This window comes from Oceanobacillus salinisoli (assembly GCF_009733865.1).
Classification (GTDB): domain Bacteria; phylum Bacillota; class Bacilli; order Bacillales; family Amphibacillaceae; genus Oceanobacillus; species Oceanobacillus salinisoli.
On sequence record NZ_WOFB01000003.1, the window covers coordinates 181,239 to 205,066 of the forward strand.

A 23,828-nucleotide genomic window follows, 5' to 3' on the forward strand; every position below is an offset into this window, starting at 1 on the left:
GCTACGGGTTTCGGCAACTAGAAAGAGTAAGAAGTTTTTTATGAAAGGAGAAGTGCTAGGCCATTCTTATCCCAATAGTTTAGATTTTTATATCGTTATACAAGTGGGAGGATGAGATACTGTGATTTCGATATTTATGATATTTTTTCTAGTTTACATAATATTTATTATAGGAAGTTAGTGAAAAGAGGTTGAAAATTATCTCAAAACTTAAGTTTACTTTAGATAGTGAGATAAAATAAGAATATTTTTATCCATTGGATATATTGATTCCATAAACAATCAAATTTCATATATTGTTGTAAAGTTTTTGTAAACTGTTTAAATTAAATCAGATCATTGTTTTAACATTTATTTCGTCCTAGTTCCATTAATTATATATCTATCTTTCAAATAAAAATGTTAACAGATTCCTGTTTACTATATACTAATTTCAATATAAATTTAATCTATATTACTACATTTTAAACTTAAATTTTATTTTTAAACTTAAATTTTCATATGTGATTTTTTCACATAATAATGTCGCACCACTGTTTCCTTTACATTAAAAAACACAGCCTAAAGGCCATGTTTTTTAATGTATCTCTATTGTCTTTCCATAAAAGTCCAATAACTGCTGGGATGCATGATCCCAAGCAAATTTCTCCGCTTCTTTCCGTGCATTAAGCTTCATCTGCTGTAATCGGGCCTCATCTTCTAAAATTTGAACAGCTTGTACCATACTGTCCGTATTCTCATTTTCAAAGAGTGCCCCTGTTTTCCCATCTTGAATTTGCTCCATTGTTGGACCGCTTTTCGCGGCAATCACAGGGAGCCCAGATGCCATTGCTTCCAAAATCACTAATCCTAATGTTTCCGTGATGGACGGGAATATAAATGCATCCGCGGAAGCAAAAGCCTGTGACAATTCTTCTCCGTGCAGAAAACCAGTAAAAATAGTGTTCGTACCTTCAAATAATTGCATTAACTGGCTTCTGGCAGGTCCATCACCGATAATAGCTAGAGCAACATCATTTCTTTTATCCAATAATGGTTTGATCTTATGAATTTCTTTTTCAATGGCGAGTCTACCAACAAACACTAATAGTTTCTTAGATGAATCTCCCCGTGTTAAACGGTCACGCATTTTCTGATTAAAATAATCAGGGTGATGATGTTTGATATCTACTCCACGCTGTAAGACATGCAAATTTTCTATCTTTTTCTCCAGCAATTCCTGTTTAATGGTTTCAGACGTACAAAGGTTCAAATCTGCAGAATTGTGCAGCTTTTTAATATAACTCCAAACGATCGGTTTTGCTGGTTTATAAATCTTATAGTAGTCCAGATATTTCGGTATATGGGTATGGTATGACGCAATTAATGGAAATTCCAGCTTTCTGGCAAATTTCACCGCAGAGGCAGCGATTAATGCTGGATTTGCTGCGTGAACAATATCTGGTTGGAAATCTAGCAATAATTCTTTAACTTTTTTGGATGGTAATGCAAATTTTTTAGATCGATAGAATGGTAAAGTAATTGGTTTAATCCCTTCTACTCGAGCACCCTTGTATTCGTATATCCCTAAGTCTGGAGCAATAACTAAAACGTCGTGGCCTTTCATACGAAAATATTTTATTGCTTGTGTAAGTCTAGTTACTACTCCGTCTGTAGAAGGTAAAAATGTTTCTGTAACTATAGCAATCTTCAAAACGTATACAACACCTTCTTATTTCCACGATACAGTTGGCAGAACATTTTCCTCAATTACACGATCTTTATATTCTAAGGCCACTTGCAAAATTCCTTTTAATACATCATCTGTTAATAGGTTGGGCTCAAGACCTAAATCACGTAGATTCGTATTCACTGCATGATAGTAATGTTCCTCTGCTTCTATTCTCGGGTTTTCAATATGAGCAATGTTTGCAGATAATCCCATTTCCCCTGCAACTCTTTGGACGCGTTCAGCTAGATCTTTCACAGAGAAGTATTCAGTAAATTGATTAAACACCCTGAATTCTCCTTTATCAGCTGGATTATTCGCAGCGATTTCAATACATCTAACTGTATCCTTAATATTTAAAAATGCTCTTGTTTGTCCTCCTGCTCCATAAACGGTTAAGTCATGTCCAATGGCTGACTGAATTAAAAATCGATTTAACGCTGTTCCAAACACCCCGTCATAGTCTACACGATTATATAAAACCGGATCCAATTCGGTTTCATCTGTATGCAAACCATAAACAATTCCCTGGTTTAAATCAGTTGCCCGAATTCCCCATATTTTACATGCAAACATAATGTTATGGCTATCATGAACTTTTGACAGATGATAGAATGACCCTGGTTGTTTTGGATATGGAAGTCTATCTTTTCTGCCTTTATGTTCAATCTCAATGTACCCTTCTTCAATGTCAATATTTGGTGCACCATATTCTCCCATTGTTCCTAACTTAATAAGATGACAATCCGGCGCATGTTCTTTAATTGCAAAAAGTACATTCAAATTACCGATTACATTATTCGATTGCGTATATACCGCATGTTCTCTATCAATCATCGAATAAGGAGCTGATCGTTGTTCGGCAAAATGTACAAATGCTTCTGGCTCTGTTTGTCTGAATACTTCACTTAGGAAATCATAGTGATTTAAATCACCGATAAACGTTTTAATTTCTTTTCCAGTTAGTTCCTTCCACTTTGCAACACGTTCATCCAATGTTGCAATGGGAGTGACGGAATTGGAACGCAGCTCTGCGTCATATTTCCTTCTTACTAAATTATCTACAATAGTTACCTCATGACCCTGTTTAGATAAATATAACGCTGTCGGCCATCCGCAAAATCCATCTCCACCTGCTACAATGATTCTCATACTTTCCCTCCATAACTATGTATAAAAATTGTCTAGCTCATTCTATTATAATATATATTTATGAATTATAAAATTTTGATTGTTTTTTTTAAAGAAATTTTACAAAAGAAGCAGCCCTTGATTCGGACTGCTTAATTCATTTCTCGTTTAGGGAGAGGTTTTTTTGCAGGACCTTCGATAATATCGCCTGTATAAGAAAACCGTGAACCATGACACGGGCAATCCCATGTTCGGTCTCCGGAATTCCACTCTACTTCACATCCCATATGGGTACAGGTTGTATCGACCATATGTAATTTTTTTTCTTTATCTTTATAGACACCAGTACGTTTTCCGTTAATACGTGTAATTGTTGCGTTGTCTGCTTTTAATTTTTCAATATTATTATCTGTATATTCCAGCTTCCCTTTTACCATATGTTTCGCTACATCCGCATTGATTTTCACAAATTCTTTTAAGGAAGGATCGGCTTGGAATCGGCTAGGTACATATAAGTCTTTGTACTTATTTTCACGATTTAAAATATAATCTGTTATGATTTTTGCGGCTATCGTTCCATTTGTCATTCCCCATTTTCGGAATCCAGTCGCAACGAAAACCGATTCTTCTGAGTTTGTGATTGGTCCTATATACGGCAGTTTATCCAGAGTAGTTAAATCCTGTGCCGACCAACGATAAACTATATCTCGAACATGGAAATGCTTTGTTGCATAAGCCTGTAGTGCTTCATAATGCTCTATCGTGGATTTCCCCTGCCCTGTTTTATGATTCTCTCCACCAATTAACCACAATTCTTCCCCTGGATTACCTGCTGAACGGATAGACCTTGTTGGCGATTCAGCGTTGATATACATCCCACCAGGGTATTTTTGCTCACTCGTTACAGCCACTACATAAGAACGTTCGGGATACATACGAGCGAAATAAAAACTTTGTTTATCATAAAACGGGAAATGTGATGCGGAAATAATTTGGTTGCACGTAATTCGTTGGCCGTCCCTCGTTAAAATAGCTGGTTCTTTATTATACTCCATATCAATTGCAGTCGTATTTTCATATATCCTTACCCCGTTATTGATACATTCCTCCACTAGTACTTTTAAGTATTTTATTGGATGAAATTGTGCTTGATTCTTCATGATAAGCGCTGATTTAACTGGTAGATCAAGGGGTATTTTATCTCTTAGTGTACTTTCAATATTTAGTTGATCATATGCTTTTTTCTCATTCTCCAATTGGGTAACATAGGAATCATCATTCGTGTAGATATAAGCATCCTGCTCTTTAAAATCACAATCCATTCCTAATTCATCTATCGTTTGCTTGATGAAATCTTTCGCTTCTGATGTGGCTTCGTAATATAAGGAAGCTTTTTCCATGCCAAAATGTGAAATAAATTCATCATAAATCAATCCATGCTGTGCGGTAATTTTAGCTGTCGTATGACCGGTAGTTCCATTTAGAATGTCACTTGCATCAATTAATACAACATCCAAATTTTGCTTGGAAAGTAAATATGCTGCAGTAATCCCTGTAATTCCGCCACCAACAATACCAACATCTGCTTTGACTGATTCCGTTAAGGCAGGAAAAGAAGGAAGCTCTACAGAATCACGCCAGTACGGTTCAGGAAATTGTGGAAGTTGAAAATCTGTCAAATTAAACCATCCCTTCATCGTTTAGTTAATTTCAGTATTACCAAATGAAGGAATTATTATGTAATTGAGGAATTACTTTGAATCTTAATCGAATCGTTTTATCGTAGAGAACCTTTGTTTTGAGATGTTCAGAAACAAATAAAAAAGCCACATACTATGTAGTAGTGGCTTCCTCCTATCTGTCTTCAAAAAATTTACGGTTTAATTCAATGTACTCATTCTCACCTTCAGGAACTTCATCTTCCATGAAAATTGCTTCTACCGGACAAACCGCTTCGCATGCTCCACAATCTATACAAATATCAGGATCGATAAAAAACATATCCTCCCCTTCTTCAATACAATCTACAGGACATACTTCTACACATTCTCCAGCCTTTTCTGTTTTACATGGTGATGTGATTATAAAAGCCAACTATATCTCCTCCTACATTTACTAACTATCTCTACATTTTAGTATAACTTATTTTTGTTAAAAAATAAAAGATTCATCTTTTTTATAAAATATCATATTATTTATTAGTAATCTGGATGGGAGTGAGTTTATGGAAATTTCAGTACGTACCGGGGATTCCTTATGGTACTATAGTCACTTATTTGAGGTTCCTTTATCCTTAATCGAGGCCTCTAATCCCGATATTTCATCTAACCTGCTACAAGTAGGCCAAACGATTAAAATACCTGGATATGTCACAAGACCTTATATAGTAAAACCTAATGACTCCTTATGGACCATATCAATGGAAACGAATACTCCGTTAGATGGATTGCAATTATTAAACCAGCAAATAAATCCTGCCTACTTGCAAATCGGTCAAACCTTAATCATTCCCGAACGTGTAACCAATTTAATTGTGAATGACATTACAGAATATACATATGAAAAATTGGTTTCTGATCTAAATCGGCTTACTTCCATTTACCCATTTATTGAAAGTCAGACAATTGGTCAATCTGTTATGGGAAAGGACATCATAGAATTACAGGTAGGTATCGGGACAAAGGAAGTACATGTTAATGGTTCGTTTCATGCAAATGAATGGATTACAACGCCATTAATTGTCAGGTTTTTAAATGATTATGTGTTATCCCTTACGAATAATTTGCCAATTCGTGGGCTATTTATGCTCCCCTATTTTATGAATACTCGACTATCATTAGTTCCTATGGTAAATCCAGATGGAGTGAACCTCGTCATAGTAGGAGCATCAGCAGCTGGAAATAGACGTGAACAAGTTTTAGCCATTAATAATCAGGATGAAGATTTTTCGAATTGGAAAGCCAATATCAATGGTGTGGATCTAAATAATCAATACCCTGCCCTTTGGGAAACAGAAGCGGAAAGAAAACCGACTACTCCTCAGCCCCGTGACTTCCCAGGTCAAAGTCCATTAACAGAACCAGAAGCGATTGCGATGGCAGAATTAGCAAGACAACGTCCATTCATCAGAATGAACGCCTTTCACACCCAGGGGGAAGTCATATTTTGGGGATTTCAAGGTCTTGAACCGCCTGAATCAGAAGGAATTGTGAATGAATATAGCAGAGTAAGTGGATATAGGCAGGTAAAAAATGTAGATAGTTATGCGGGGTATAAAGATTGGTTTATTCAGGAATACAGAAGCCCTGGTTTCACAGTTGAACTAGGATCTGGTGTCAATCCTTTACCAATTAACCAGTTTCCGGAGATTTATGAGGAAAGCTTAGGAATTATGCTCGCCAACTTGTATTTATAAATCTAGAATCCTCAAGTAAATAAGGTAAAGTCAAATTGTATACACAGTAAATTCCACAGCTGGTAATTACACCAACTATTATTTCAAGTTATGTGGGACATTGTGAAAAAGACAAAATCCGAACTCATTCGAATTCTAAATGAAGGAATTGGAATCACAGTTCGGATTTTCTCTTAGTTAAAACGCCTTTTTCCCAGGCTTATTTTATTTCTTTAAAGTAGTCTTTCAAATAACCGCCAATACGATTGCTGTTGTCAATAATAAAATAAAATTCATCCGTCTCATTTTTTACATCATATAATTTACCTGGTGCCAGTTTATTGTTCACCACGAATTTTTTTGCATTGGCATGCACACACTCAATCTGTTTTATGGTTTCTTTGTTTTCCCATGTTAAATGAATCATTCTATATCACCCCATTCACTAGTTAACATAATATTATTATCGTCACTTATCATTAGTTGTTAAATAAGTATAAGTAATGGCCATAGCCCTTTTCTTTCATTTCTTCTTTCGGGATAAATTTCATTGCAGCTGAATTCATACAATAACGAAGCCCTCCTGCTTCTTGAGGTCCATCCTCAAATACATGTCCAAGGTGAGAATTTGATTTTCTGCTTCGTATTTCCGTTCGAATCATCCCATGAGACTGATCAAGCTCCTCGGTAACCTGATAAGAATCAACCGGTTTAGTAAAGCTTGGCCAGCCACAGCCTGCATCATATTTGTCCTTTGAAGAAAATAATACTTCCCCAGATATTAAATCAACATAAATACCTTCTGTTTCATTATCCCAATATTCATTTTGAAAAGGTCTTTCCGTTCCATTTTCTTGGGTAACATGGTATTGAATAGGGGTAAGCTCTTCTTTTAGTTTGGATTTATCCAGATTGATTCCCCAAGTTTCTTTAATAAAGTCCTCTCTACCTGATCCTTTTTTATACAATCGATAATGAAAGGACTGCTTTTTATAATAATCCTGGTGATTTTCTTCTGCTGGATAGAAAGGTTTAGCGGGTAAAATCTCTGTCACTACTGGCTTAGAAAATTTCCCACTTTCATCCAGTGCCTGTTTCGATTTTTCTGCAATTTCTTTCTGCTTTTCATTATGATAAAAAATGGCAGTCTGATACGACTCTCCACGATCATTAAATTGCCCGCCTGGATCTGTTGGGTCAATTTGCTGCCAAAACGTATCAACAAGCTGTTCATAAGGCATTACCTCTGGATCAAATGTTATTTGAACGGCTTCTACATGCCCTGTTGTGTTTGAACAGACTTGTTCATACGTTGGATTTTCGACATTGCCGCCCGTATATCCGGAAATTACACTCTTTATGCCAGGCCTTGTATCAAACGGTTCTACCATACACCAGAAGCAACCACCAGCGAACGTTGCTTTTTCTATACTTGAAGCCATAGATCATTCCTCCATTAGTAGCAGATTTATTTCTATTTTTCCTTTTATTATAATAAAAATCAAGTGCTTTGCTTAAATATATAGTTTTGGTATCGATTGCCCTGTTTTTTTCTTTTCTTTTGTTTCTACGTCTACTTCCTTTGTTTTGGAATGATCTATAGAAGTTTCATCGGAGGAATCATCGGATATCTCTTCAAATAGTTCATCGGAAGATTCTTCAGCGCTGTCATCTACAGTAATTGAATCCTCGAAACCCTCCGTTTCATCGCTTTCATTGGAGTCATTTGATTCATCATCCATATTTAAATCTTTAAATGCTTTCATCATTCGATACATAGCAGGCAGATTTTTAACCATTGGTGCATATTCCTGAATAACTGGCGCTGTAGACTGAACAACATTTAAAACTTGCTGGACATTTGCTAGTGTTTTGGATAGCCCCCCGCCCATTTGAGAGCCCATGTTTGTCATCTGTGGCTGTGCTCCTCCCAATAATCGTTGCAGCCAGCCTGGATTTGTACTTCTGGATAAGGGAGCATATCCTCTAAATGCTGATGGAGGCCTCATAAAATCTGGATGATTACCGTACCTTGGCATAGGATATCGGTGTGGTAGCCTTTGAGTTGGAAATATCATATTGATCTCCTTTCTCATTTATCACGTGTTTACTGGCTTTCATCCTCACTGGAATATTGGAAAAAACGGATTCTCCGCGACTTTTATTGAGTACAAGAGTTTTCTTACCCTTACTGGACCAATATGGTTAATGCGAAAATGTTACACGTCCCCACTTTCCAAAAAAGAATAAAATCATTCCTAAATATGGTAATTACAGGACAGCTGCCAGCAGATTTAATTATAAACACCTAACATATTTTACGTGATGAAGTCTAATGTGTGTAGGCTAAAAAATGAATGGAAGTTTACGTTTAAATTTCCTTATTTCCTGGGCAAGCGCAAGAACCGACATAATATTTCAGCATTTTGCTAATTTTTGGCGAAAAAGCTAATTCATTGCATTAAGACGAATTGACACAACGTTGAAAAGGAACGTATGTTCGTGTATAATAATAGTTGAGGTGATTGGATGCAACGAGATAGAGGTTCCATTAAATGGACATCATTAATGCTACCGGAACATGTGGAGTTATTAAAAGAATGGTGGCAAGAAGATAAAAAGGTGGATATGCCCATTTTAGATTCTCAACAAATGGAAGAGATTAATAATCAGTTAATACACGCATATAAACTTTGCACTGCTGTAACCATATCAATTTACCAGCAATCCACTGTAGCTGATTATACTGGAAAAGTAATAAAGCTTGATAACATAAAAAACTGCATGGTTTTCCAGTTAGAGAATGGCACCAGCATGGATGTGGGTTTTCATCAGATATTGTCTGTTACTTCATAAAATGATACTAACAATCAGTAGGGGCGATAATTACCTACTGATTGTTAGTAGTACAAATTTTAATTAGAAACTATAAATATCCCAAAGCTCATCAAAAATTTTAAGTGCATTAGAGAAAGGGCTATTCCATTCCAAATAGTTGCTGATTTCATGATAATCGGAGGAATGTTTAGGAAAATTATGATCACGAAAAGCCCAGTCTGCTAGCCTGCTCTGATCATCAGGGTGTTTTTTTCCTCGATATGTCATTAAAAATTCGTAAAATGAACGCATCCGTACTCCCTCCCCCTATCAAACACTTTCTGAATGCATAAATTCTTCATGTTTTTTCTGTTTTTTGCGGTATACCCGTCCAGATAGACTGATACTTATTTCATAAATTAAAATTAGTGGGATGGATACAAGAAGCGGCAAAATAAAATCCGGTGGCGTAATCATCGCACTAATGACAATTAAAAGAAAATAAGCATATCTTCTTGTCTTTTTCATAAAATCTGGAGTAAGTATTCCCAAGCTTGTTAAGAACATGACAATAATTGGCAATTCAAATAATATGGCCAGTGGCAATGTAACACGCAGCAAAAACTTAAAGTAACGATCAACAGTAAACATCACATCAAACATTCCATTATTCAAATGAAGCAAAAACGGAATGATGAATTCTGTAAAAAGAAAATAACCAAATACCAGCCCTGCCAAGAATAAAATAAAAATAGCTGGAATGTATGGTAACGATACTTTTCTCTCATTAGGAGTCAGACCTGGCTTTACAAAAGCCCAGATTTGATAAGATATAATTGGTAGCGTTCCACAAATAGCAACAACACCCGCCATCGAAAAGTAGAGCCATAATATTTCACCTGGACTAATTGCGGTTAGCTGAAAATCCAATTCTTTAGCAAAGAACCAGTATATATCCTCTACATAGATAAAACCAGCAATGAAAAATATGAGAAAGAAAACGGCAGTTACCATGATTCTGTTTCTTAGTTCTGACAAGTGACCAACTACATCCATTTCTTTTTGATGATCCTTACTTTTACCTTCTTCCCCCATTACGACTCACTCCTTTATAGCACAAAAGAAGATGTAAGGTTACATCCTTACACCTTCCATAAAAAACTTACGTATCACTTTGTCGTATCATCGTTCATGCCCTGTACTGCTTTCTTAAACTCTTTTAGCGACGAGCCAAAGGCTTTTCCAATTTCAGGCAGTTTGGAAGGACCAAAGATGACTAAAGCGACAATTAAAATCAAAATTAGTCCAGGAAATCCAATACTCATGATCATCACTCCGAAAGATTATTTGCGATCTTTATCTGTAGCAATTGCTTTCGCTTCATCTATTTCTTCTTTTGCATCACTTGTTAAATCATTCGCAGACTTTTTAAACTCTCTTAATGTATCTCCAGCAGCTTTTCCAATCTCCGGGAGTTTTTTTGGTCCAAAAATGACCAAAGCGATGATTAAAATTAAAATTAAGCCTGGTACTCCGATACCTGAAATCCCCATGCGGACACCTTCTTTTGTTATTATAATATCTGAAAACCTTTTAATGTAATAGTCAATTTAATATTAACATGTTAGTATTTGCAGAAACAAGTATTAGCAACTATCTATCTGCGGTCATATTGCAGGAAATAAAAGTCATATGGATTTTTCTCATCTTTTTCCCCTTTCACTTTAGAAGATAAAACCCAGTCTTCTTCTGAAAACGAAGGAAAATATGTATCTCCGTTAAACGTCTCCTCAATCCAGGTCACGTACATGCGATCTGCAACATCCATTACTTGATTAAAAATATTCCCCCCACCGATGACAAAATACTCTTCATCGGGATTGTGATTGTTCCATTCTAATAAATTAGAAATATTGTGTATCACTTCAATGCCTTCCGGGAAATCCGAATCGTTTCTAGTAAGGACAACGTTTCTTCGATTTGGGAGTGCTTTCCCTATCGAGTCAAAAGTCTTTCTTCCCATAATAACCGTATGGCCTGTCGTTTTTTCTTTAAAAAATTTCAAGTCTTTTGGCAGATACCATGGCAAATCATTATTTGCACCTATCACTCGATTTTTATCCATAGCTACTAGTAATGAAATCATTTCATTTTCCTCCTTATACTTTCCTATACAGCAATCGGTGCTTTAATCGCTGGATGCGGGTGATAATCCAAGATTTCAAAATCCTCTAAATCAAAATCAAAAATGGATTTTTTGTCCTGATTTATTTTTAATTTAGGAAAGTCTTTTGGTTCTCGGCTAATTTGTGTTTTTACTTGTTCCACATGGTTCGAATAAATATGAGCATCTCCTAATGTATGAACAAACTCCCCGACTTCCAAATTACATTCATGGGCAATGAAGTAAGTTAATAAGGCATAACTGGCAATATTAAAAGGAACTCCTAAAAATACATCGCCACTCCTTTGATATAACTGACATGATAGCTTGCCATCTGCAACATAAAACTGAAATAACGTGTGGCATGGTGGTAATGCCATGTTCGGAATATCTTCTGGATTCCAAGCAGATACAATATGCCTTCTCGAATTTGGATTATGTTTAATCGATTCAACCACATCTTTTAATTGATCAATCGTTTCGTTCTGAGATGTTTTCCAATTTCTCCATTGTTTCCCATAAACCGAACCGAGGTCACCATATTTAATTGCAAACGCATCATCATGAAGAATTCTTTCTTTAAATATAGCCATTTGCTGCTGATAAAGCTCATTAAATTCCGAATCCTCTTGACACCTTATACCAAAGTTTGTCATATCTGGTCCAGTATATTCATCACTTGTTACCCACTTTTCAAATGCCCACTCATTCCAAATATTATTATTATTTTGCAGCAAGTAACGAATATTTGTGTCTCCTTTCATAAACCAGAGCAGCTCAGTTGCTACTAATTTAAAAGGAACTCTCTTCGTTGTCAGTAATGGAAATCCTTCTTTTAAATCAAATCGCATTTGGTGTCCAAAGATTGAATATGTACCGGTATTTGTACGATCATCTCTTTTGTACCCATTGTCTAATATATGTTGACATAAATTTAAATAAGCCTGTTCACCTGTTACCATGGAATTAATTCCCTCCATCTTTCTTTCCAATATTAAGATTTTATTGCATCTATTGTAACATAACCGTAAATCATATGATGCTCATTTTAACATAAATCTAATAAAGAAGACTAGCTGATAATAGGAGGAACTATTATGGTAAATAGAGTCGTCAGGATATTATGCATAAGTTTATTCGTACATATTATTTTATTAGGTGCACCGATGATTAGTTCTGCAGAAGAAACACGAAAAGATGAAGAGAAAAAAGAACAAGAACTTAAATATGATAACCATAGTGAAGCTATGCGATTTTTGGAAGAAAAACTCAATCACCTCAATTATTTCGAGGAAGAAGATATAGATGGTGATTTTTATATTGAAAAAAATCAAATCATCCAAAAAATTCTAGAAAAAAATCACATCGACCCAACGAAGATAACGGATAATGAGACGTTTAAAATCTTGTATGAATCTGAAAAAAAGCGGTTTATAAAAGAATTAAAAAAACTGACAAAAAATCTGAATATAGAAGACTACCATCATGATATAAAAGAATTACAGGAAGCATTACAGTATTTTGGTTACTATGACGGTGAGGTTGATGGAATGTACGGTCCACAAACGGAAGAGGCTTTAGAAATTGCCGAAGAAAACCATGAAATCGAAATAAAAGAAGATATCCAAACACAAATTGCAGCTATATACGAGAACAATCTGGAACAAAGCAGAATCACAAATGAAGAAACAGAAACTACATTAACAAATGAAGTAGATTCAAATCCCCCAACTGAACCAGAAGCTAAAGAGCAAAATTCAGAAAATACAACCAGTCATACGGATTTGATTCAAACTGCAACTTCCTTAATTGGGTCCCCTTATGTTTGGGGTGGAGATTCCCCTTCAGGATTTGATTGCAGTGGATTTATCCAATATGTATTTCGTACTCAAGGTATAAGCGTTCCCCGAACAGTGGGTGAAATATGGAATGTCACGCATGTGGTGGATTCCCCTGCTGTCGGAAATTTAGTGTTTTTTACAACATATAAATCTGGACCTTCTCATATGGGGATTTACCTTGGAAACGGTGATTTCATTCATGCTGGATCCTCATCTGGGGTAACGATAAGCAATGTCAATGACTCGTATTGGGAGCAAAGATATTTAGGAGCAAAACGAGTCCAATAAAATGAATTTCAATTTGTTCAACGTGAGAAAAAACTTGCAACACTCATCTATTAGCGACAAACAAATCCTAGAAAATTAAATGAACTTGCAATAGCATAGTAAATCTTTTCGAAAATGTAAATAAAGGACATGGCTATACGGCTACATGTCCTATGATAAGAGATATCTTCTCTTCCTAAACCCTTACCACTCTTTATAAAATTGTTCTAAAAACTCCTTCATAAATTGATGGCGCTTCAATGCAATTTCTTTTGCTGTTACGGTATTCATCCTGTTTTTTAATGTTAGAAGTTTATCGTAAAAATGCTGAATGGATGTATCGGTTCTACCGTCATGATGGATTAATTGCCCTTTTGAACCGCCATAAGCGAACGTTCTGGCAATTCCAATGGCACCAATGGCATCTAACCGATCAGCGTCCTGTACAATTTTGCCTTCCAAGGTATTAGGGACTTTGCCTTTGCTAAAAGAGACATCATTTATCATTTCATGAATAATCTCTACTTGCTTCTCGGAAACCGATAGTGAATTTAAAAATTGTTCCATGTTTTCAATTGCATTATCTGGCTGTTTGAAAAGCTTGTAGTCCCCTATGTCATGTAGCCAGGCAGCCGCTTCACAAAGAAAGACGTCTGCTTTTTCTTGTACAGCAATTCCTTTGGCCAGCCTTGCCACACGCTGCATATGGTAAAAATCATGTCCAGACTCATCATGTTGAAAAAGTTCCTTTACATATCCTTTTATTGCTTTTATTTGGTCATGTTTATTCATTCCTTTATCACTCCAAAAGACATATTATGTATTATTTAAATTAGGCTGTTTTCTAAAAAAATGTTGCTTTTACAGGAAAAGTTGTTCCATATTTGATATAAATTCTTAATATCTTTAATTCATAATAAGGTGCTTAACACCGCTACGGAAATACACTTCGCTTTCCGCGGGGAGCTGGTGAGCCTCCTTCGTGCTGACGCACTACGTAGTCTCACCGATGCTCTTCTTCCCGCAGGAGTCTCCGTGTATTTCCTCCGCTTGTTTATGCTAATCCCCTTTTCAAATGATGTTTGATTGGATCTGAGAAAAGTATATTTCCCTATATTTTTATGGCCAAAAAACAATCTCGTACAGTAAAGTCAATATGAAAAGAAGTTTTTATCAAACGTGCCAATTATAGGTTATTAGCTACACATTAATAAGAAAATCAGTACTAGCGGAGGAAGAATACGTAGACTCCTGTGGGAATAGCGCGTTCCGAAGACCCCGCAGCGGCGGTTTTTCCGCGAGGAGGCTGAGGTCGTGCCCACGGAAAGCGAAGTATTCTGCCGGAGCGAATGAACTCCGCTATCATCATTAGAACAAGCGAGAGCAACACAATAGTGTATTTCCGTAGTGATTGAATACCTGTAATTAAATAAATCAGAAGTCTATATCAATTCTATAATAGCAAACTTTGCGAAAAGAGCCTTAAATTATAACGTTTTTTAACCTTTATTTGATAAACTTTTAACTTTTCGTACACGATATAACTGATGCCCATTTAATTATAGAATATATTGTCAAATTCTCAAAAATTGGCATTAATTTCTTGACTAAGGCTTTCAAATGAGCTATATTAGGAACAAGCAAAGAAGATGTACGGATTCATTAATAAACAGGCAACTTCCTATAGAAGTGGATGTAATAGTGATCCTACACTTCTAGTGGTAAGTTGCCTTTTTTATTTAATGTTTTTGTTTCTCTACTTTGTATTACCACGTTTTACGTGAAAGTTTTTAGGAGGATATGTAAATGCAAAACGGAGTAGTAAAATGGTTCAATGCAGAAAAAGGCTATGGGTTCATTCAATTAGAAGAAGGAAATGATGTATTTGTACATTATTCTGCAATTCAGGAGGAAGGCTTCAAATCCTTAGAAGAAGGCCAAGAAGTTTCTTTTGAAATTGTAGAAGGTGAACGTGGCCCACAAGCTGCAAACGTTGTAAAAAAATAATGAAAAAACGTATATAACAAAAGCGGAAATCTCCTAAAGATTCCCGCTTTTTTTTGCGCTTAGGAAATTATAAAATGTAAAACCTGTGGATAATTTGCATTACTATAAGTAGCCACATCCAGCTCCAGCGCCCAGCGACTAGCGAGACTTCCTTCGCCTCCGTACGATAAGTCAACATCGACTCCCTTCGTTCGTCGTGTTTCCTTTATCTCCTGCGGCTCAGTCCAGTCCGTACGTCGCTAAACGGGCGCTTACGCTTTTGTTCTGCTTAAAATAATGGTTAACTACAACTATGTATACCGTTTTTCCAAATAATAAGGATGTTTCTAAAATGTAATTGGCCTATAGTTCTAAATAGCAAGCCAATATAAAGACCACAACTTCCCCCTTTTACACAGAACCTCTTAACTTATTCCCTGAAATCAAACGAACAAATGTACCTATTTGATCACAAAATGTTCATAAACTTTTCTAAACAAAAAGTTAGTAAAATCGTTAACCCGCTTCGTATTAGGGTTCTTGAACAAATTGTGAAACGTTTCCCATCTCCATAAATTCTATTTTTATATTGTGTATGATAAAAATAGGCAGATAATCCTAGTCAACTTTAAAGGGGTGAGAAAATGAAAACGAGAAATAATAAAGTCCAATCCCATACACAAAAAGAACCAAACCTAAAAGGAACACTTGTTTCGGTATCATTTCTTGGATTGTTTATAGTTGCCTCATGGATCGTAGTTTTTGTTTTATTTCTTTCAAGGTAAATTACATTAATCATTAAGGGGGAAAAGAAATGCATTTACACAAATATGAAAAATGGTGGCTTATTTTTGGAGTCGGGGCATTGATAACCTTTCTGATTGTTCTTGGTTTTGGTGCATTCTATATAGGTACACATCCACAGAGTCATGGAATAACCATTGACCCGGAAAATATTGAAGCAGAAGAAGCTTTTAAACCAGAAAATTTAGGTTTGACAAAGGTAGATGAAGGACAATACGTATTAAATGTGGTTGCTACTGCATTTAATTATGATTTAGGTAAAGATGAAGACGGTAATCCTGTCAAACATATTCAAATTCCAAAGGGTTCGACTGTACTAATTCAGGCTACCACTCCAGACGTTGTACATGGATTTAATATTGCCGGTACCAATGCAAATATGATGATAGAGCCTGGATATATCAGCAGTATGGAAGTGACATTGAATACTTCTGGAGAATTCACACTTTTATGTAATGAATATTGTGGAGTTGGACACCACATGATGTATGCCACTGTGGAGGTGACAGAATAATGGCTGTAGAAAAATTAATAAATTGCCAGCAGGACTCAAGATTACCTTTAACGGTTACAAAATCAGATTCAAAGCTTTATATGACTTTTATTACTTTTGCATTCATTTCATTATTTATCGGTGGGTTTATGGGGCTCTTGCAGGTTTTAGTTCGTTCCGGTCATTTTACCTTACCAGCAGGAATCGATTATTATCAAGTATTAACCGTACATGGTGTGATTCTGGGACTGGTTTTAACTACTTATTTTATTGTAGGTTTTCAATATGCTTTAATGGGTAAAACCGTTGGAATATCTGACACACAGCGCCGCGTTGGCTGGATTGGATTTTGGGTAATGACAATTGGTACGATTTTGGCTGCCATTACGGTTTTATATGGAAAAGCTAGTGTACTTTATACATTCTATGCACCTTTACAAGCACACCCAGCCTTCTATATTGGTCTAGCTTTAGTGATAGTGGGCAGCTGGATTGCCTGCTTTGTAAACTGGCGTCAGCTTTACGTATGGAAACAAAAACATCCAGGTGAAAAATCACCGCTTCTTGCATTTATGGTTGTCATCAATATGATAATGTGGTTTATTGCAACACTAGGTGTAGCCGCAACTGTTCTCCTGCAGTTTATCCCATGGTCATTAGGATATACAGCGACAATTGATGTATTATTAAGCAGAACGTTATTTTGGTACTTTGGCCATCCATTAGTGTATTTCTGGTTATTACCTGCATATATGGCTTGGTATGCGATTATTCCAAAAATTATTGGCGGGAAAATATTCAGTGATTCCCTAGCAAGATTAGCATTTGTTTTATTCTTATTCTTCTCTATCCCGGTTGGTCTTCATCACCAGCTGACAGAGCCAGGTCTCGATACAACATGGAAATTCATTCAAACCGTATTAACATTTATGGTAGTTATTCCAAGTTTAATGACAGCGTTCTCCATGTTTGCTACATTTGAAATTACTGGTAGTAAAAAGGGATATGGTGGATTATTTGGCTGGTTAAAACACTTACCATGGAAAGATGTACGGTTCTTAGCACCCTTTGTCGGTATGCTGGCATTTATTCCAGGTGGAGCTGGCGGACTAATTAATGCTTCTTATCAATTAAATTCGGTCATTCATAATACCATTTGGGTAACAGGACACTTCCACTTAACCGTAGCAACTACAGTCATTCTCACATTTTTCGGTATTACGTACTGGCTTGTACCACACCTAACTGGTCGTAAGTTAACAAAATCCATGAATCGACTTGGAATTATTCAAACGATTTTTTGGGCAGTTGGTATGACCATTATGTCTGGTGCTATGCACATTCAAGGACTATTAGGAGGCCCAAGACGATCCGCGTATTCTGAATATAATGGTTCCGAACAGGTTGCAGAATGGGGTGCCTATCAAATGGCACAGGCAATTGGAGGTTCGATTCTATTTATCGCGATTATATTAATACTTTATATCTTTATTCAACTTACATTCTTCGCTCCTAAAGGTAAGGAAGAATTTCCGATTGCAGAAGAAGAAGAAAATGCTGAACCAACACCAATGTGGCTTGAAAAATGGAAAGTATGGGTTTCCATAACGGTAATTCTAATTTTATTTGCCTATACGATACCGATTGTAGTTGTCATTCAACATGCACCTCCAGGATCACCGCCTTTCGCTTGGCCAATTGGTAATAATTAGCTTCAAAAAATAAGAAGACAGTAACAACTGTTGTCTTCTTATTTTTTATTTATTTACTATTTATTCAATTTCACACTCCCTTTAAGCGCGTTTTCTTCTGCTGGAATACGCACTTTCATAAGCATTAAGTGAAAGATCGGAAAGACTACCGCAGTGTAATATGCTCCAAAAAGCAATGGAATGATGAAAAATTCGATGCCTACAATAACATAATTAGGATGCTGAATGTATTTATATGGCCCTCTCTTGACCAATGCAACATTTGGTAGAACGATAATTTTTGTATTCCAAAATCTGCCTAAGGATTGAATACACCAAACCCTAGCCAATTGGGTGAGGAGGAAAAAAGCAAATAAATAGTTATTAAGCTCGTACGTCTCATAATCGCGAAAAATTACTTCCATTAAAACAGAAATAAAAAATAAGCTATGTACAATAATAAACCATTTATAATGCTCAGAGGCAAGTTCTACTCCACCACGAGCACGCATCCACTGTTCATTACGTTTGGCAATTCTTAACTCCACTATTCGCTGTACGATAATGAAAATAAACAATATCCACATAAAGACGTTTTGCATTATTTATTCCACTCCAATAATAGTAATTCTGAGCTGAATCCTGGTCCAAGTGCAGACATAATACTTTTTTGCTTGTTACCAATTCCCTCTTTCATCCATTCCCGAAGAACATATATAACGGTTGCAGAAGACATATTGCCATGTTCCGATAATACTTTGTAGGAGTTTTTTAATTTGTTTGATGAGCAATTCAATACTTCTTTCATTGCCATTAACACCTTTTTTCCACCTGGGTGGGCTACGTAAGAATGAATATCTTCCTCTTTCAGGTTCATTTCATGTAAAAAGGAATCTATATGCTCTTTCCAGAATGTAAGAACAAGTGATGGAATGCTTTTGGCAAAAATAACTTCCAAACCATTGTTTGTCACATCCCACCCCATAACAGAAGTGCTGTTCGGGTTTAAAAGCGAACGGGCAGCAATTACTTTTGGTATAGCAGATTTTCTATAATCAAGGTATGGAGAGTTCTCCCCTACAACTAATGCCGCACTTACTCCATCCCCAAATAGAGCGGTACCTATAATATTGCTTTTTTTAATATCCCCTTTTTGGAAAGTGAGACTGCACAGCTCACAACAAATAATTAATGCTGTTTTATCTGGATGGGCACGAATCCAATCAGCTGCACTCGATAACCCCATTGCTCCACCTGCACATCCAAGTCCCCATATCGGTATTCGTCTAATATCTTTACGAAATGGACGTTCATTAAAAATATGAACGTCCATAGATGGTGCGGATATTCCCGAACTCGAAACAAAAATAATCATATCAATTGCTTCATATGGTATGGCATCTGATAAAAAAATGTCATTCTGTAAACAATTATCTATCGCTTCCAGGGAATATTTTTTTGCTAAACTTTGATATAATGAATTTCTTTCTTCAAACGAATGTTCTCTTTCAAACCATGACTTCCCCACTACAAATTGCCTGTTGTGGATAGCGGCATTATCAAAAACTGGAAGTAACCTGTCCACTTGTTTTGTTGAATAACTAAATACTTTTTTGACTAATTCTTTGATTTCCTGTTGCTGCATATTATATTTAGGTGTACTAATACCTGTGGAACAGATATAAGTCATGGAAGATAGTCACCCTTCTGAGTCAAATTTTCCCCTACTATAACTGATAAATTTCTGTATATTTTGCTGTAAGATATGTTACTAAATAATCCGTATTTAACTTTTCCCTTGTAACATCTTCAATAAGTTCAAGTGGTTTTTTCATTTTTCCATGTTGATGAATATGATTTGAAAGCCATTCTTTAATCGGCAGGAAATTCCCTGACTGGATTAAATCATCTACCATAAGTTCTTTTTTCATCGCAGAATAAAATTGTGCTGCATACATGTATCCCAATGCATAGGAAGGAAAATAACCGAAGTCACCGCTCGCCCAGTGTACATCCTGAAGCACTCCTTCCCTATCTGTAGGTGGTTTAACACCTAAATAATTTTCCATCATTTCATTCCATATATAAGGTAAATCTTTTACTGAGATATCCCCATTGATTAACCCTTTTTCCAGCTCGTAACGAACCATAATATGTAGAGGATACGTTAACTCATCCGCCTCAATCCTTATCAACGATGGTTTGACTTCATTCACCGCCCGGTAAAAAACATCGATTGGGATATGCTGAAAATGATCTGGAGCATAGGATTTGAACAGGTCATAATTAGTATGCCAAAATCCTTTACTTCTACTAATAATATTTTCCCAAAATAAGGATTGTGATTCATGAATCCCCATCGATGTACCTGTAGCAAGTGGTGTTCTCATGAGTTTAGGATGAATATTTTGTTCATATAATGCATGTCCGCCTTCATGAATCGTACCAAAAACTGCCATTCGGAAATCCTCTTCATCATACCTTGTCGTAATTCGTACATCATTACTATTTAATGTAATCTCGAATGGGTGGACCGTTTCATCCAATCTTCCTGAATCAAAGTCATAGCCCATCTGTTTTAGTATTTCTATCGTAAAGGCTTCTTGCTTTTCCTTTTGAAAATGTGCATGGAGAATGGATGGATCAGGCTTCGCACTGCTATCCATTATTTGTATGAGTAAACCGCTGATGGATTGACGGAGACTCGGAAAAACCTCATCCAATATTTTTGTCGTCATGCCTGGTTCAAAATTATGTAAAAGCGCATCATAAATGTTATCTTCGTATCCCCAATAGCTGGCAAACTTCTTGTTGTATTCTACTAATTTTTCAAGATATGGCTCAAATAGGGAAAAATCTGCTTTTTCACGTGCATGTTGCCATACAGATTCAGCTTTGGATTGAAGTATCACATAATCTTTGTATTCATCTGCCGGAATTTTACTGCTTCTGTTGTATGTTTCATCGCATTCTTCAATGACCTTTTTCATTAATTCATCGCTGGAAGACTTATATATTTCGATGAAGTGTTTCATTTTGTCTGATGTTTGTAGCTGATGGACTTTTTCAGCAAGGAAACCAACTACTTCTGACCGCTGTTCTACACCCTTCTTGGGTATTTTTGTCCGCATATCCCAATGAGTAAGCATCATTACTTCACGGTAAGCATCTAACTCATGTAAATACTTTTGAAACTCTTTGTCCATAGAAAGACTGGCCATTTATCTTATTCCCCTTTCAGTTTTTGCCCAAAGTATTGATAATAATTGGTTTGAATAAACCCATTAAAAAGCTTTCTCTTTTTCGTTGCCTTTTGACCATACTCTTTTTCAAATTCGTCATAAGCAGTCAATATATATACACTCCAGCTTGGGTGTTCTTTCATAATTGAACCTAAATCCCTATACATTTTAGCAACCGATTCTTTATCACTTAAACGCTGACCATAAGGTGGATTTCCTATGATATATCCGTTATTATTTCGAATGGATAAATCCTTTACTTGCATTTGCTTCCAGGTAACTAAATCTCCTAAACCTGCTTCCATGGCATTGTCCTGGGCAATTTGAATCATTTTGTGATCTATATCCGAACCAACAATGGATAGTTTTTGATCATAGTTGGCATAATCCTCTGCCTCTTCGAATGCTTTATCCCAATATTTCTTTTTTATCATAGGCCAGTCTTCCGAAACAAAATCGCGGTTAAATCCTGGTGCAATATTTTGGCCAATTAATGCTGCTTCAATCGGTATCGTTCCTGAACCGCAGAAAGGGTCTATCAGCGGATAATCAGGATTCCAATTCGTTAATAAAATCAATGCGGCTGCCATCGTTTCTTTCAATGGAGCTTCTCCCTGTCCTACACGGTATCCCCTCTTATGAAGACCATAACCTGATGTATCAATGGTTAATGCTGCCATATCTTTAAGCAGGGAAACCTCAATTTTATACTGTTCACCAGTTTCGGGCATTTTGTGGACAACCCCATGTTTTAGCTTTAACTTTTCTGCAATCGACTTTTTTACAATCTTTTGACAATCCGGCACACTATGCAATTCAGATTTGACAGATTTACCCGAAACCGGAAATTGGCCTTCTTCTGTTATGTAATTTTCCCATGGAAGTTGTTTCGTTCCTTCAAACAATTCATCAAATGTTACTGCTTTAAATTCTCCAACTAATATTTTTACTCTATCTGCTGTTCTAAGCCATAAATTACATCTTGGAATAGCTGATATTGGTGCTTCAAAAACTACCCTTCCATTCTCTACCTGCACTTCATAACCAAGCTCTTTTACTTCTTTAGCCACAACTGATTCCAATCCCATTGCAGCCGTCGCTATTAATGTTACATTTTTCATATTATAAATCCCTTTCATTACCAAATTTATTACTATAGTTTACCACACTCAAAAGCGAAAAAAACCTTTTCTATAGCGAATGCCATAAAAAAGGTTTTTTAGTTCATTTTATATTTGAGTAATGACCCATTAAATACTCGATAAGCCATGTTCTGTACCTTTGTACTGCAAACGGTGGTCAGCCTCGTACGCCGGTGTAATCATCTATCTACAAGTCTATGACTTGTCCCTCGTTCGGTTGAATTCCCTACTAAAGGATGCCCCTACCATTATTTGGGTTGCTCACTCGCGGGGTTTACCTCGTTCCACCCGAAATGTTTCCATTTCAGCTACGTCACTGTGGCACTTTCAAGGATGTGATTCCATATCCAATATGGACTTAGGAACGTATCCTGCCGTTAGCTCTGACAGCTACCTTGACTTATGATTTCGTCAAGCACGAACACTACAAACATCTCAGTTTGTGCGAGCATGGACTTTCCTCTGCATGATTAATCATACAGCGATTACGTAAGTATTTAATGTTTAACTGTTTACTTATCATAACATGTCCAGTCTACCTGTTCAATGGTATATTATGGAAGTGTAAATGATAAATTGAGACTTAGCTTTCTGAATCAGCAAACTTTTTCCCGAAAACCGCTTTTTCCAAGTTAGATAGACGTTTTAAAATATCATAGTTAACTTGTGCAGGCTGTTGAGGAGAACGTAGTCTGGTCGTTTGTTCTGTTGTATTTTTCTTTAATTTTTCGACCTCCTGCTGTAAACGCGCAATTTCTTGTTGAAATACATCGTAGTCCTGGATGATTATGTCTAAAAATTCATCAACTTCTTCCTGATTATATCCACGCATGCCTGTTTTAAATTCTTTTTCGAGTATTTCCTTTCCATTTAGACGAACACCTTTTACACCCATCTGTATCACCTCATATTAATCACTTTAATCTTTTTTCAGTAGGTTTTTAGCTAACTTTACATTATATTCACCATTTATATGTAATATTTATTATACCATAAGTTTCCTGCGTATTTTTTCAAAATCTCTATTCATTAATCAATAATAAAGAACGTTATATTCTATATGTTACTTTAAAAATCAGACAATGTCGATACTCTTCCTAACGAAAACAGGAAACTGAAGATCAGTTTCCTGTATACTAATCGTATTA

At 36.1% G+C, this 23,828-nt stretch carries 26 protein-coding genes and 1 other RNA gene; 7 read left to right on the forward strand and 20 right to left on the reverse strand.

What is annotated here, in order from left to right; all coding sequences use genetic code 11:
• Positions 1-577: 577 nt before the first annotated feature.
• The 4 genes from GMJ66_RS04700 to GMJ66_RS04715 form a co-directional block, all read right to left on the reverse strand.
• Entirely contained in the window at positions 578-1,693 is a 1,116-nt protein-coding gene (locus GMJ66_RS04700) for a glycosyltransferase family 4 protein (protein WP_156289177.1), read from the reverse strand.
• A gap of 18 nt (positions 1,694-1,711) precedes the next feature.
• Positions 1,712-2,860, reverse strand: a complete 1,149-nt coding sequence (locus GMJ66_RS04705; RefSeq protein WP_156289178.1) for an NAD-dependent epimerase/dehydratase family protein — start codon at positions 2,858-2,860, stop codon at positions 1,712-1,714.
• Positions 2,861-2,991: 131 nt separating this feature from the next.
• On the reverse strand, positions 2,992-4,536 hold the full coding sequence (locus GMJ66_RS04710; RefSeq protein ID WP_156289179.1) for an FAD-dependent oxidoreductase: 1,545 nt from the start codon (positions 4,534-4,536) through the stop codon (positions 2,992-2,994).
• A gap of 157 nt (positions 4,537-4,693) precedes the next feature.
• Positions 4,694-4,933 (reverse strand): indolepyruvate ferredoxin oxidoreductase subunit alpha, encoded by a 240-nt coding sequence (locus tag GMJ66_RS04715; protein ID WP_156289180.1) that lies wholly within the window; start codon positions 4,931-4,933, stop codon positions 4,694-4,696.
• Positions 4,934-5,063: 130 nt separating this feature from the next.
• Between GMJ66_RS04715 and GMJ66_RS04720 the strand changes: the two genes are divergently transcribed.
• Positions 5,064-6,254 (forward strand): M14 family metallopeptidase, encoded by a 1,191-nt coding sequence (locus tag GMJ66_RS04720; protein ID WP_156289181.1) that lies wholly within the window; start codon positions 5,064-5,066, stop codon positions 6,252-6,254.
• 199 nt (positions 6,255-6,453) lie between these two features.
• On the opposite strand, the gene GMJ66_RS04725 is transcribed toward GMJ66_RS04720, so the two are convergent.
• The 3 genes from GMJ66_RS04725 to vrrA all read right to left on the reverse strand — a co-directional run bounded on the left by GMJ66_RS04725 (position 6,454) and on the right by vrrA (position 8,311).
• On the reverse strand, positions 6,454-6,660 hold the full coding sequence (locus tag GMJ66_RS04725; protein ID WP_156289182.1) for a DUF6501 family protein: 207 nt from the start codon (positions 6,658-6,660) through the stop codon (positions 6,454-6,456).
• A 52-nt stretch (positions 6,661-6,712) separates the two neighbouring features.
• Complete coding sequence (gene msrA, locus GMJ66_RS04730) at positions 6,713-7,675, reverse strand: peptide-methionine (S)-S-oxide reductase MsrA (RefSeq protein WP_156289183.1); 963 nt, start codon at positions 7,673-7,675, stop codon at positions 6,713-6,715.
• Positions 7,676-7,747: 72 nt separating this feature from the next.
• Positions 7,748-8,311 (reverse strand): VrrA/YqfQ family protein, encoded by a 564-nt coding sequence (vrrA, locus tag GMJ66_RS04735; protein WP_197046602.1) that lies wholly within the window; start codon positions 8,309-8,311, stop codon positions 7,748-7,750.
• 451 nt (positions 8,312-8,762) lie between these two features.
• Here vrrA and GMJ66_RS04740 point away from each other — a divergent pair, with 451 nt between their 5' ends.
• Complete coding sequence (locus GMJ66_RS04740) at positions 8,763-9,089, forward strand: YolD-like family protein (protein ID WP_156289185.1); 327 nt, start codon at positions 8,763-8,765, stop codon at positions 9,087-9,089.
• Positions 9,090-9,152: 63 nt separating this feature from the next.
• On the opposite strand, the gene GMJ66_RS04745 is transcribed toward GMJ66_RS04740, so the two are convergent.
• From GMJ66_RS04745 to GMJ66_RS04770, 6 genes are all read right to left on the reverse strand, one after another.
• Entirely contained in the window at positions 9,153-9,362 is a 210-nt protein-coding gene (locus GMJ66_RS04745; RefSeq protein ID WP_156289186.1) for a YozE family protein, read from the reverse strand.
• 18 nt (positions 9,363-9,380) lie between these two features.
• Positions 9,381-10,145: a twin-arginine translocase subunit TatC gene (tatC, locus tag GMJ66_RS04750; protein WP_156289187.1), complete on the reverse strand. Its 765-nt coding sequence runs from the start codon at positions 10,143-10,145 to the stop codon at positions 9,381-9,383.
• A gap of 74 nt (positions 10,146-10,219) precedes the next feature.
• Positions 10,220-10,381 carry a twin-arginine translocase TatA/TatE family subunit gene (locus tag GMJ66_RS04755; protein ID WP_156289188.1) on the reverse strand — a complete coding sequence of 54 codons (162 nt, stop codon included), beginning with the start codon at positions 10,379-10,381 and terminating at the stop codon, positions 10,220-10,222.
• Between the two features lie 12 nt (positions 10,382-10,393).
• A complete protein-coding gene (gene tatA / locus GMJ66_RS04760) occupies positions 10,394-10,603 on the reverse strand; it encodes a twin-arginine translocase TatA/TatE family subunit (RefSeq protein ID WP_156289189.1) in 210 nt (69 codons plus the stop codon).
• A 104-nt stretch (positions 10,604-10,707) separates the two neighbouring features.
• Positions 10,708-11,196: a dihydrofolate reductase gene (locus GMJ66_RS04765; RefSeq protein ID WP_156289190.1), complete on the reverse strand. Its 489-nt coding sequence runs from the start codon at positions 11,194-11,196 to the stop codon at positions 10,708-10,710.
• A 23-nt stretch (positions 11,197-11,219) separates the two neighbouring features.
• The gene (locus GMJ66_RS04770; protein ID WP_156289191.1) at positions 11,220-12,176 is read right to left on the reverse strand and encodes a thymidylate synthase; all 957 of its coding nucleotides are present in this window, start codon (positions 12,174-12,176) and stop codon (positions 11,220-11,222) included.
• A gap of 135 nt (positions 12,177-12,311) precedes the next feature.
• Between GMJ66_RS04770 and GMJ66_RS20875 the strand changes: the two genes are divergently transcribed.
• Positions 12,312-13,343, forward strand: coding sequence for a C40 family peptidase (locus tag GMJ66_RS20875; protein WP_156289192.1), 1,032 nt, complete (start codon positions 12,312-12,314; stop codon positions 13,341-13,343).
• A 183-nt stretch (positions 13,344-13,526) separates the two neighbouring features.
• Here GMJ66_RS20875 and GMJ66_RS04780 read toward each other — a convergent pair whose 3' ends face one another.
• Entirely contained in the window at positions 13,527-14,114 is a 588-nt protein-coding gene (locus tag GMJ66_RS04780; RefSeq protein ID WP_156289193.1) for an HD domain-containing protein, read from the reverse strand.
• A 1,014-nt stretch (positions 14,115-15,128) separates the two neighbouring features.
• On the opposite strand from GMJ66_RS04780, the gene GMJ66_RS04785 reads away from it, so the two are divergent.
• The 4 genes from GMJ66_RS04785 (at position 15,129) to GMJ66_RS04800 (ending at position 18,317) form a co-directional block, all read left to right on the forward strand.
• The gene (locus GMJ66_RS04785; RefSeq protein WP_156289194.1) at positions 15,129-15,329 is read left to right on the forward strand and encodes a cold-shock protein; all 201 of its coding nucleotides are present in this window, start codon (positions 15,129-15,131) and stop codon (positions 15,327-15,329) included.
• Positions 15,330-15,952: 623 nt separating this feature from the next.
• Positions 15,953-16,093 carry a cytochrome c oxidase subunit 2A gene (locus tag GMJ66_RS04790; RefSeq protein WP_156289195.1) on the forward strand — a complete coding sequence of 47 codons (141 nt, stop codon included), beginning with the start codon at positions 15,953-15,955 and terminating at the stop codon, positions 16,091-16,093.
• A 29-nt stretch (positions 16,094-16,122) separates the two neighbouring features.
• Entirely contained in the window at positions 16,123-16,626 is a 504-nt protein-coding gene (locus GMJ66_RS04795; protein ID WP_156289196.1) for a cupredoxin domain-containing protein, read from the forward strand.
• Positions 16,626-18,317 carry a b(o/a)3-type cytochrome-c oxidase subunit 1 gene (locus tag GMJ66_RS04800; RefSeq protein WP_156289197.1) on the forward strand — a complete coding sequence of 564 codons (1,692 nt, stop codon included), beginning with the start codon at positions 16,626-16,628 and terminating at the stop codon, positions 18,315-18,317. The genes GMJ66_RS04795 and GMJ66_RS04800 overlap by 1 nt, the downstream gene beginning before the upstream one ends.
• 56 nt (positions 18,318-18,373) lie before the next feature.
• Here the strand turns inward: GMJ66_RS04800 and GMJ66_RS04805 are convergent, their stop codons facing one another.
• The 6 genes from GMJ66_RS04805 to gpsB form a co-directional block, all read right to left on the reverse strand.
• Positions 18,374-18,898, reverse strand: a complete 525-nt coding sequence (locus tag GMJ66_RS04805) for an isoprenylcysteine carboxyl methyltransferase family protein (RefSeq protein WP_156289198.1) — start codon at positions 18,896-18,898, stop codon at positions 18,374-18,376.
• Positions 18,898-19,986: a type III polyketide synthase gene (locus GMJ66_RS04810; RefSeq protein ID WP_156289199.1), complete on the reverse strand. Its 1,089-nt coding sequence runs from the start codon at positions 19,984-19,986 to the stop codon at positions 18,898-18,900. Before GMJ66_RS04810 ends, GMJ66_RS04805 begins: the two co-directional genes overlap by 1 nt.
• Positions 19,987-20,023: 37 nt before the next feature.
• Positions 20,024-21,517, reverse strand: a complete 1,494-nt coding sequence (locus GMJ66_RS04815; protein WP_156289200.1) for a carboxypeptidase M32 — start codon at positions 21,515-21,517, stop codon at positions 20,024-20,026.
• Positions 21,518-21,522: 5 nt separating this feature from the next.
• Positions 21,523-22,659, reverse strand: coding sequence for a THUMP domain-containing class I SAM-dependent RNA methyltransferase (locus tag GMJ66_RS04820; protein WP_156289201.1), 1,137 nt, complete (start codon positions 22,657-22,659; stop codon positions 21,523-21,525).
• Positions 22,660-22,795: 136 nt separating this feature from the next.
• An RNA gene (gene rnpB / locus GMJ66_RS04825) (RNase P RNA component class B) lies at positions 22,796-23,177 on the reverse strand.
• An 86-nt stretch (positions 23,178-23,263) separates the two neighbouring features.
• Positions 23,264-23,575, reverse strand: a complete 312-nt coding sequence (gene gpsB, locus GMJ66_RS04830) for a cell division regulator GpsB (protein WP_156289202.1) — start codon at positions 23,573-23,575, stop codon at positions 23,264-23,266.
• Positions 23,576-23,828 lie beyond the last annotated feature (253 nt).